We start from the raw sequence: 9,646 nt of genomic DNA on the forward strand, positions 1-9,646 counted from the left end.
CGGGCGGACGCTGCGCCAACTCCCGGGTGTGCTCGGCGAACGCGGCCGCCGGGGGCAGACAGGTCCCCGGCTCGAGGCCACACGCGAGATCGTCCAGGCAGGAGCAGAAATCCCGCAGCAGCACGAGCAGCGACCACGCGTCCACGTGCGAGTGGTCCAGCCCGATCACCACCACCGGGCGCTCGTCCGGGTCCTCGGGTTCCACGAGACACAGCGCGTGCGACGGCGTCGCGAACGGGCAACAGGCCTGGTCGAAGACCCTGCGCAGCACCGCTCGGGGGTCCTCACCGTCCCCCGGCTCCTCCACTCTCCAGCCGGTGGGCCGCACAGCGACTGGCTGGAGCCGCAACTCCTCGCCGCCCCCGGCATCACCGTCGAGAACCGTCTGCAGGGTCCCGTGCCGGGAAACCACCGCGAGCCACGCCCGCGCCACCATCTCGCGGTCGGCGGGGAACGGCAGGGCGAACGCGACCGCCATCCACGACCCGGAGCGACGGCCCAGAGAAGCATGGCGCGCCTGGTCGAACGACGGCGGCGTGGCCTCGCCCTGAACTGGGGTGACATGTGTCGCAAACCGGTGCACGACGCCGGACGGGAGCGACATCCGCGTTACGGTGGTGAGCCTCATGGTCCGCACGGTAGGAGCGGCGTGTTACGGGGAAAGGCGCGGATTGTGACGACGACGAGACGGCCACCTGCCCGGGCCGGCCATAGCGGGACGGCCCTCGCCCACGACCTCAGAGGCGACGGGCACCCGGTCGTTCAACTTCACGGCCTGTCCTCGAGCCGACGACGCGACGAGGTGTTCGGGTTGGACCTCACGGCGGGCCGGGACGGTCTGCGGGTCCTGCGGTACGACGCCCGGGGCCACGGCGGGTCACCGGGGTCCGTGGACCCCACGGACTACACCTGGCCGGCTTTGGCTCGCGACCTCCTGACCATGCTCGACGAGTTCTTCCCGGGCCGACGGGTGCACGGGGTGGGGCAGTCGATGGGCGCGGCGACCCTGATCACCGCGGCCGTTGCGGAGCCGGACCGGTTCGCCTCTCTCACCCTCGGGATCCCGCCGACCGCGTGGGAGTGGCGGCGCGAGCAGGCAGCCCTCTACGATCTGGCGGCCCGCCAGGTCGAACGCTGGGGAGGGGCCCGGTGGGCCGAGAAGACCCGGCAGCCGCCCACCTCTCCCGCGATCGACCCCGGACGCCCGTTCACCGTCCCGGACGTGGCGGACGAGTATCTGCCCGCGGCATTCCGGGGCGCGGCCCTGAGCGATCTCCCACCGCGCGCAGAGGTCTCGGGGGTCGACGTGCCGGTGCTCCTCCTGGCCTGGCCGGACGACCCCTCGCATCCGCTCGCCGTGGCCGAGGAACTCCAGGTCCTGCTCCCCGACGCCCGCCTGGAGGTTGCGCAGACCCCGTCCGAGGTGGCGCGGTGGCCCCGGGTGGTGGGCGACCTCGTGCACCGGGCCGGGGACTGACCGCCCGACCGTCCGGTGGCAGGTCCGCGGGCATCGACAGCACACTGGGCCCATGCACGCGACACAACGACAGATCATCGACGCCCTCGGCGTCCGTCCCCGGATCGACCCCGCCGACGAGGTGGAACGCCGGGTGCGGTTCCTGGTCGACTACCTCAGCGCGAGCGGGGCGAAGGGCTTCGTGCTCGGGATCTCGGGCGGCGTGGACTCCTCGTTGGCCGGACGCCTGGCACAGCTGGCGGTGGAGAGGATCCGCGCAGACGGCGGCGAGGCGGTCTTCGTGGGCCTGCGCCTTCCCTACCGCGTGCAGCACGATGAGTACGACGCGGCGATGGCCGTGGAGTTCGTGGGCGCCGACGAGACCCTCACGGTGAACGTCGCCCCGGGCGTGGACGGGCTCAACGGTGAGATCGGGCAGGCGACCGGGACGGAGTTGACGGACTTCACCAAGGGGAACACCAAGGCCCGCCACCGGATGGTCGCGCAGTACGCCGTGGCAGGGGACCGCGGCCTGCTGGTGATCGGTGCCGATCACGCGGCCGAGAACGTCACCGGGTTCTTCACCAAGTTCGGCGACGGCGCCGCCGACCTCCTGCCCCTGTCGGGCCTGAACAAACGCCAGGTCCGGGCGCTGCTCCGTCATCTGGAGGCGCCGCGGCAACTGTGGGACAAGGTGCCCACCGCCGATCTCCTCGACGAGGCCGAGGGCCAGACCGACGAGGAGGAACTGGGAATCGCCTACGACCACATCGACGACTACCTCGAGGGGCGCGAAGTCCCCGAGGGGGCCGCCGAGACGATAGAGGCGACCTGGCACTCCAACCGCCACAAGCGCACGACCCCGGTCGAGGTCGCCGACACCTGGTGGCGGCAGGACGAAAGAGCCGGCGATCGGGCCCACGGTCAGACGGCGCTCGTGGTGATCGACATGCAGAACTCGTACTTCGAGTTCCCCGAACTGGCCGAGGTGCGGGACGAGTTGGTCGGGGCGGTGAACGAGCTCATCCGCACCGCGCACGACGCCGGACGACCGGTGGTCCTGGTCCGGACGGAGCACGCAGAGGACCGCTCCACCTGGACCCTCAACATGCACGAGGACGACCAGGGGTTCGCCTTCCCCGGCACCGATCAGGCGCGGTTCCTCGACGATCTCGTCACCGGGGACCACGTGGAAGTGGTCAAGACCAGGGACAGCGCGTTCTTCCGGACCGATCTGAGGGCCCAACTGGATCGACTCGGCGCGGGCCACCTGCTCGTGTGCGGGGTGTCGACGCACAGCTGCGTGGCGCAGACCGCCATCGACGGCTTCGCCGAGAACCTCCACGTGGCGGTGGCTCGCGGAGCCATCTCCTCCGACAACTCCCCGCTCTCGGAGGCGCTACTGGAATTTCTGCAGGACCAGATGCGCCAACCACTGCTCGATCGTTCGCAGAGCCTGGAGTTGCTTCGCACCGGCCACTGGCCCGGGTGAGCCGAGCGGCCGGCCGGCTCACCGGGAGCCGACCGGCCGCCTCTCGGTGCCGTCCGGGTACCTCGCGAAGCGGGTCTCCTCGTGCGCGTGCACGGGATCGTTCCGATCCAGGTGCCAGGCCCCGAAGACGCCGGCGCGGTACTCCTCCATGGCGGTGACGATGTCCTGGCGGGTGGTGCCGACGAACGGCCCCTGTTGAACGACGGGCGCGCCGATAGGCCGGGCCTGCAGCACGAGGAACGCCGCACCGTCCGGACCCGCGGTCACCGTGACGGCCTCAGGGGCGAGCACTGCCGCGTCATAACCGAGTCGCTGAGCGTCGACGGTCAGGTCGCCGCCGTAGTTGTAGAGGACCCGGGTGGCGGACGGGTCGAACGCCGGGAGTTCGGTACTGACACCGGGGTCGAGGGTGACGATCCAGATGGCGAGGTGACTGTCCGGCCGCGCGGCCCAGGAGTGCGGTGGCGGGTCGAGCGCCCGGACCCCGTCGATCTCGCCGGCGATCACCCGGAACCGGGCGGCGGATCCCTCCTCGCCACGGACGACGACGGGAGTGTCCTCCGACCAGAACATGTCGAAGTACGGCTCCGCGGACTTGTCCTCGGGGGCCAGGTTGAGCCAGATCTGGAACAGCTCCATCGTGTTGGGAGCGTCGGGATCCAGCAGGGGGAACATCTCGGAGTGCGAGATGCCGGCACCCGCGGTGAGCCACTGGGTGTCGCCGTGCCCGAATCGCGCGGCGGCGCCCAACGAATCGGCGTGGTCCACCACGCCGTCGAGGACCACCGTCACGGTCTCGAATCCACGGTGCGGGTGCTGGGGGAAACCGGGGACCTCGGAGCCGTGGTACATCGACCACCCGTCCTTCCCGGAGAAATCTCCCCCGATGGACCGCCCCTCGAGCGAAGCCGCGGGACGCATGGTCCTGCCGTCGGCCGGGGGGAACTCGTCGCGGTGGTGGACGGCGAACAGGAACGGGTCGACGCCCGGCCACTGCGCTCCGAGCGGGACTACCTGGCGGATGGCGGACACTGGCTTCTCCTGTGTGACGGGACGATATTTGCTGTCGCGTCATACAACTTCGGCGGGCGCTGAATTGTTCCCGCCCGCGCCTCAGCCCCGGGCGACGACCCCGGTCACCGGGATCCGCCCGGCGACCGCCTGCCGGAAGTTGAGCACGGCGCGCTGGACGTGGTCGCCGGTGGAGACCACGACCGCACCGGTGGTCCCGCGCTCGCGGAAGATCCGGTCCGTGAACTGCGCGTTCTGGACCGTCGAGTTGGAGTTGCCCTCCTCGGTGATCCGCCACGGCGCGATGCCCGCACCGCGGAGCCAGTCGCCCATCGCGCGGGCCTCCGTGCGACCGTTCTGCGGGACACCCCCGGTCACGATGACGCGGGCGGTCGGATACTGCCGGGCCAGCCGGAAACCGGTCCGCAGGCGCTCCTCGAGCACCGGCCGGATGCCCCCGTCGGGGCACAGTCCGGCGCCCAGGATCACGATGTCCGTGGTGAACGGATTGATCGTGAGCACCGCCGGATCGTCACTCGTGAGCACGTCCAGGCCGCCGCACATCTGGAGCATCGACGGGTCGACGTGCTGGCACCCCACCATGGTCAGCCCGTTGTACAGTGCCGTGCCCGACGGCATCTCCGCGGAGCCGGCGGACGCGGTCCCCACTCCGGCGCCCAGTGTGAGTGTCAGTGCCGCCGCGGACGCGGCCGCGACGAGACGGGTGTGTGTCCTGCGCACGATGGCGTTCCTCCCCCGATAACGATATGAAGAATTCGTGACTCGATAGTTATCGTCGGACACGGTACCGCTGTTACCTGTGAGGCACGATGGTGGAAAAACCGCCGGGTAACGTGCTCGGCATGCTCGAAGGATACGACAAATCGGCCGCCGTTCGGTACCTCTGCCGGGCGGACCCCGAGCTCGGTCGTCACATCGAGTCCGTCGGTCCGTGCACCCTCACGCCCGCCCCCGATTCCGGTCCGCACGCGCTGTTCGACCGACTGGCCTCCTCGATCCTCTCCCAGCAACTGTCGGTGAAGGCCGCCGCGACGATCGCCGGCCGTCTCCGCGAGCGGGCGGCCGGGCCCCGGCACCTCGAACCCGTTCTCCTGAACACCCTCTCCGACGACGAGATCCGCGCGTGCGGGGTCTCCCGCCCCAAGATCGCCGCGCTCCGCGACCTGGCCGACGCGGTGGGGACCGGACGGATCCCCACTCTGACGGAACTGCAGGGGTTCGACGACGACGAGGTGGTCGACTCCCTGACCACGGTCCGCGGGGTGGGCCGGTGGACCGTGGAGATGCTGCTGATCTTCCTGCTGGACAGACCTGACGTGTTCCCGGTGGCCGATGTCGGCATCCGCCGGGGATTCGAACGGGTCACGGGGCTCGACGGACCGGCCACCGCCGCCCAGATGCTCGGCCGCGCCGAGGCCTGGGCCCCGTACCGTTCGGTCGCGTCCTGGTATCTGTGGCGGGCGGTCGACCAGACCGGTCAGGCGGTGCCCGCGCCACCCCCGCCCCCGGTCGGGTAGAACGGACGCATGGCAACCACCGCATTCAAGGGAAACCCCGTCACCACGTCCGGCGAGCTCCCCGCCGTCGGCACCACCGCTCCGGCCTTCGACCTGGTCGGCACCGACCTCGCTCCCGTGACCTCGGAGTCACTGGCGGGCACGCGCGTCGTGCTCAACATCTTCCCGAGCGTCGACACGGGCGTCTGCGCCCAGTCGGTCCGGACCTTCAACGAGAAGGCCACGGGCCTGGACAACACGGCGGTCATCAACGTCTCGGCCGACCTCCCGTTCGCGCTCAAGCGGTTCTCCGCCGACGAGGGGATCGAGAACGCGTCCGCCGCGTCCACCTTCCGCAGCGATTTCGCCTCGGAGTACGGCGTCAAGATGACGGACGGCCCCCTGGCCGGCCTGTGCGCACGGTCGGTCGTGGTGCTCGACGCCGATGGCTCGGTGGTCTACACCCAGCTGGTCGACGAGATCACCACCGAGCCCGATTACGACTCCGCCCTGGCCGCGCTCGGCTGACCCGCCTCGACACGACCGCCGGCCCGCCTCTCCCAGACAGGCGGGCCGGCGGTCGTTCACCCGGCGCGAGCCGGGCACCCCTGCGATCAGGCGCTTCCCGCGGGAACCGGGGCGAACCGGCGGGTGGCGTCCTCGAGCTGGTCGAAGAGAGTGGCCAGCTCCCCCGCGCGCCGCTCGTTCGGCTGGAGACCCTCGTCTCCGAACTCGGTGAACAAGCTCAGCGAGACCTGCTGGCGGACTCCGAACATCCGGAAGTTCGCGATGATCTGGCGCCACTGCTCCACGGCGCGTACTCCGCCCTCGGCGCCGTAGGAGACGAAGGCGACCGGCTTGTCCGCCCATTCCTCACCGAGCACGTCGTAGGCGTTCTTCAGGCCGCCGGGCACTCCGTGGTTGTACTCGGGGGTCACGAAGACGAAGGCGTCGTAGGAATCGATCGCCTCGCTCCACCGGGTGACCCGCTCGTCGTCGTACTGCTTGTCGGCGGCACCCGGCACGGTGGCCGAGGTGAGCAGGGGGACGTCGAAGGATTTGAGGTCGACCAGGTCGTAGGTCGCGTCTTCCCGCGTCGCGGCCTCCGCCGTGACCCAGTCGGCCACCGCCGCACCGGCCCGATCGTCGCGGATGCTGCCCAGGATGATGCCGATCTTCACTGTCTTCTCCTTCGTCGGTCGTTCTGGTGGACACCCTGACCGTACTTGAGTGACACGACACCAATCTACCGTGAGCCGTACACAGTGATCGACGCCACCGCACACACCCGGCCCCGGTCATCCCGTGTGACCGCGTGCGCTATCCCCCAGCTGCGGCCGTCGTGGAGGGCTTCGGCGCGCACCGTCACCGGGCCGACGAGGGGGATCTGACGCACGTACCTGACGTCGAGCGAGGACGAGCTGACCTCGCGCTCGTGTGGGAACACCGCGGCACCGGCGATCTCCGCGGCGGCGGCGAAAACCCCACCGTGCAGGTTGCCCAGCGGGTTGGCGAGCGCCGGCTCGGGCGCGATCACGGCCTCCACCGCCCGGGTGCCGCCCTGCCCGTCGTGCCCGTGGTCCAACGACAGGCACAACACCTCGGCCAGTGTTCCCGGCGCGAGCGCCGAGGGCCACGGTGGCTCGGAATCGTAGCCGTCCGGGTCGACGACCCCCGAGATCTCCATCGACTTCACCAGACCCGCGGCGATCACCCCGCCGTCGTCGTCGACCACATCACCCCGAGTGGTGAGGCAGGGTCGCGAAGCGCCCGAAGGGGTCCACGAACTGGTCGGCGACCGGCTGGTGCCAGCTCACGGCGCCGTCACCGTCCACGCTGAAGGTCAGCCCCAGTCCGGGTTCCGGGCCGTTGTGCGTCGACTCCCTCATCCGGGGACGCTAACACGTGTTCCACTCGTGCCCCGGGGTCTCGGATGGCCGCACAATGGAGCGGTGTCCCCCCGAGCCGCCACGCCACGGACGATCCCCCTGACCGGCGAGGTCCTCACGACGCCTCGTCGCTGGCCCATCCGCACGGCCACCACGGTGATCGCCACGGCCATCGTCATCCTCGTTCTCTCCGCCGCGGCCGGAGGCGCGTGGCTGTTGCTGCGCACCGCCGCCCACAACGCGATCGACACCGTGGACCGGGCCCGGGCCGTCGACGTGGCGGGGGTTCTCTCCGAGCGCGGACCCCGGGCAGCCCTCGATCTGGTGGCCGAGCCACTGTCCGGCGTCGATCTGGTGAGGATCGTCGGGCCCGGGGACCGCCTGCTCGCCGCCCAGGTCACCCGCGGCCTCGAGGACGTGCCGCCCGTCCCCGCCCCGGCGGCCGGCGAGATCGCCAGGCACCAACTCGAGTCACCCGGCGGAGCGGACCTGCGGGTGACGTCGGTCGGTGTGGATCTCGGTGGCGTGACGTTCGCGGTGGAGGTGGGTACGGACACCGACCGGTACGACACCGTTCTCGCCGCGGGCGCGATACTCTTCCTGTCCTTCGTTCCCGTGGCCGGGCTCGCCACAGCGGTGTTCGTGTACTACGCGATGGGGCGCGTGTTGCGGCCGGTGGAGTCGATCCGGTCCCGGGTCGCGGAGATCTCCGCCTCCGGGCGTGGCGAGCGGGTCCCGGTGCCCGAGGCGGAGGACGAGATCGCCCGCCTGGCCCGCACGATGAACGCGATGCTCGCGCGGCTGGACGCCGCACGGACCGCGCAGGTGGCCTTTGTCGGCGACGCCTCCCACGAACTACGCAGCCCGCTGTCCACCCTGTCGACCCTGCTGGAACTGTCGTCGACCTCGGGCACCCCGGTCGACGTGGAGACCGTGGACGACCTCCTGCTGCCCGAGGTCCAGCGGATGCGGTCGATGGTCGAGGACCTGCTCCTGCTGGCGAAGAACGACGAGCGTGGTGTGCCGTTGCGACGCGAGGACGTGGACCTCGACGACATCGTCCTCTCCGAGGTGGCCCGGCTCCGCGGTCTGGGTGGACTCGAGGTCACCGGAACGGTGGAACCCGCCCGTCTGGTCGGCGACCCCGACGCCCTGCTGCGGGTCGTGCGCAACCTGGTCGAGAACGCCCGACGGCACGCGCGTGAGGCCGTGACGATCGGGCTCACCGTGGATCGCACGGACCCCGCGGGACCCCGCGCCGTGATCACCGTCGACGACGACGGCGAAGGGGTGCCGCCCGACCAGCGGGCCACGGTGTTCGACCGCTTCGCCCGACTGGACGCCGACCGCGCCCGGGGCACGGGGGGATCCGGTCTGGGTCTGGCGATCGTCGCCGAGATCACCCGGTCTCACGGAGGCGCGGTGCGGGTCGAGGACTCCCCCGCGGGCGGAGCGCGTTTCGTCGTGGATCTGCCCGTCGAGACCCTCGGAGAGCCGCCCGACCTGCCGTGAGCGCTCCGGGTGGACGCCACCGCGGTCGGCACCTCCGGCCAGGACGCGAGCGGATAGGCTCGTCTGTCGTGTGGGCCCGCCGGAATCGCCTCTCCGACCTCTTCGACGCCGAGGACGCGTGGACCCGACCGTTGCCGGAGAACTACCTCCGGGCCGACGCGGCCCTCGCCCTGGCGATGTTCGCCTGCTCGGCGCTGGGTCTGGAGATCCTCCGGAGCATGGGCGTGTTGGGCGGGGAGAGCGCCCCGCTCTGGGCCCAGTACACGGCCATGGCGAGCGCGGCGGCCCTGCTCGCCCTCCGGCGCCGCCTTCCCCTCCTCACCGGCCTGGGGGCGACCGCGCACCTGTTGATCATCGGCAGCGTGATGCCCCTGGTGATGGGGCAGGTCTCGCAGCAGGTGCTGTACTTCATCGCCGTCTACTCCGCGGTGGCGTGGGCCCGCGACCGGAGGGCGCTGGTGGGGGTCGCGGTGGCGATCGCCGCCGCTCTGGTGGTGTGGATGACCTGGTACCTCGCGCTGGGTTCGGGGATGCAGCAGATCCTCGACTCGCTCGACGACGCCGACCGCTCGTCGGGCCTCGTCCCTCCGGTGCCCGCCTATCTCGTCTACACCGCGCTCATCAACATCGTCTACTTCGGCGGCGCGGCCGCCCTCGGAATCGCCTCCTGGCGAGGTGCCCGCCGCCGCCACGCCCTGGCCGACCAGGCCGAGACCATCGAGGAGCAGGCCGAGGCCCTGCGCGACCGCGCCGTCGTCGAGGAGCGCCT

10 protein-coding genes and 3 pseudogenes are annotated in these 9,646 nt (G+C 71.0%); 7 read left to right on the forward strand and 6 right to left on the reverse strand.

Annotated elements, in window-relative coordinates; genetic code table 11:
- A pseudogene (locus G6019_RS09635) lies at positions 1 to 628 on the reverse strand (peptide synthetase); the annotation flags it as partial.
- 45 nt (positions 629 to 673) lie between these two features.
- On the opposite strand from G6019_RS09635, the gene G6019_RS09640 reads away from it, so the two are divergent.
- From G6019_RS09640 to G6019_RS17720, 3 genes and pseudogenes are all read left to right on the forward strand, one after another.
- Positions 674 to 1,477 carry an alpha/beta fold hydrolase gene (locus G6019_RS09640; RefSeq protein WP_182611926.1) on the forward strand — a complete coding sequence of 268 codons (804 nt, stop codon included), beginning with the start codon at positions 674 to 676 and terminating at the stop codon, positions 1,475 to 1,477.
- Between the two features lie 52 nt (positions 1,478 to 1,529).
- A pseudogene (nadE, locus tag G6019_RS17715) lies at positions 1,530 to 2,348 on the forward strand (ammonia-dependent NAD(+) synthetase); the annotation flags it as partial.
- A 48-nt stretch (positions 2,349 to 2,396) separates the two neighbouring features.
- Complete coding sequence (locus G6019_RS17720; RefSeq protein WP_309230204.1) at positions 2,397 to 2,948, forward strand: cysteine hydrolase family protein; 552 nt, start codon at positions 2,397 to 2,399, stop codon at positions 2,946 to 2,948.
- An 18-nt stretch (positions 2,949 to 2,966) separates the two neighbouring features.
- Here the strand turns inward: G6019_RS17720 and G6019_RS09650 are convergent, their stop codons facing one another.
- Both G6019_RS09650 and G6019_RS09655 read right to left on the reverse strand, forming a co-directional pair.
- Positions 2,967 to 3,980 carry a pirin family protein gene (locus G6019_RS09650; protein WP_107757604.1) on the reverse strand — a complete coding sequence of 338 codons (1,014 nt, stop codon included), beginning with the start codon at positions 3,978 to 3,980 and terminating at the stop codon, positions 2,967 to 2,969.
- 81 nt (positions 3,981 to 4,061) lie between these two features.
- A complete protein-coding gene (locus G6019_RS09655; protein ID WP_182611928.1) occupies positions 4,062 to 4,700 on the reverse strand; it encodes an ElyC/SanA/YdcF family protein in 639 nt (212 codons plus the stop codon).
- Positions 4,701 to 4,822: 122 nt separating this feature from the next.
- Between G6019_RS09655 and G6019_RS09660 the strand changes: the two genes are divergently transcribed.
- Both G6019_RS09660 and tpx read left to right on the forward strand, forming a co-directional pair.
- Positions 4,823 to 5,497 carry a DNA-3-methyladenine glycosylase family protein gene (locus G6019_RS09660; RefSeq protein ID WP_182611929.1) on the forward strand — a complete coding sequence of 225 codons (675 nt, stop codon included), beginning with the start codon at positions 4,823 to 4,825 and terminating at the stop codon, positions 5,495 to 5,497.
- A 9-nt stretch (positions 5,498 to 5,506) separates the two neighbouring features.
- Positions 5,507 to 6,004, forward strand: a complete 498-nt coding sequence (gene tpx, locus G6019_RS09665) for a thiol peroxidase (protein ID WP_107757606.1) — start codon at positions 5,507 to 5,509, stop codon at positions 6,002 to 6,004.
- Positions 6,005 to 6,090: 86 nt separating this feature from the next.
- Here the strand turns inward: tpx and G6019_RS09670 are convergent, their stop codons facing one another.
- From G6019_RS09670 to G6019_RS17290, 3 genes are all read right to left on the reverse strand, one after another.
- Positions 6,091 to 6,657: an NADPH-dependent FMN reductase gene (locus tag G6019_RS09670; RefSeq protein WP_107757607.1), complete on the reverse strand. Its 567-nt coding sequence runs from the start codon at positions 6,655 to 6,657 to the stop codon at positions 6,091 to 6,093.
- 65 nt (positions 6,658 to 6,722) lie between these two features.
- Complete coding sequence (locus G6019_RS09675; RefSeq protein WP_231750389.1) at positions 6,723 to 7,211, reverse strand: PaaI family thioesterase; 489 nt, start codon at positions 7,209 to 7,211, stop codon at positions 6,723 to 6,725.
- Between the two features lies 1 nt (position 7,212).
- Positions 7,213 to 7,365: a hypothetical protein gene (locus tag G6019_RS17290; RefSeq protein WP_241725971.1), complete on the reverse strand. Its 153-nt coding sequence runs from the start codon at positions 7,363 to 7,365 to the stop codon at positions 7,213 to 7,215.
- 63 nt (positions 7,366 to 7,428) lie between these two features.
- Here G6019_RS17290 and G6019_RS09680 point away from each other — a divergent pair, with 63 nt between their 5' ends.
- Both G6019_RS09680 and G6019_RS09685 read left to right on the forward strand, forming a co-directional pair.
- The gene (locus G6019_RS09680; RefSeq protein WP_309230203.1) at positions 7,429 to 8,877 is read left to right on the forward strand and encodes a sensor histidine kinase; all 1,449 of its coding nucleotides are present in this window, start codon (positions 7,429 to 7,431) and stop codon (positions 8,875 to 8,877) included.
- A gap of 68 nt (positions 8,878 to 8,945) precedes the next feature.
- Positions 8,946 to 9,646, forward strand: a pseudogene (locus tag G6019_RS09685) (sensor histidine kinase); the annotation flags it as partial.

The organism is Dietzia sp. DQ12-76, assembly GCF_014145045.1.
Taxonomy (GTDB): Bacteria; Actinomycetota; Actinomycetes; order Mycobacteriales; family Mycobacteriaceae; genus Dietzia.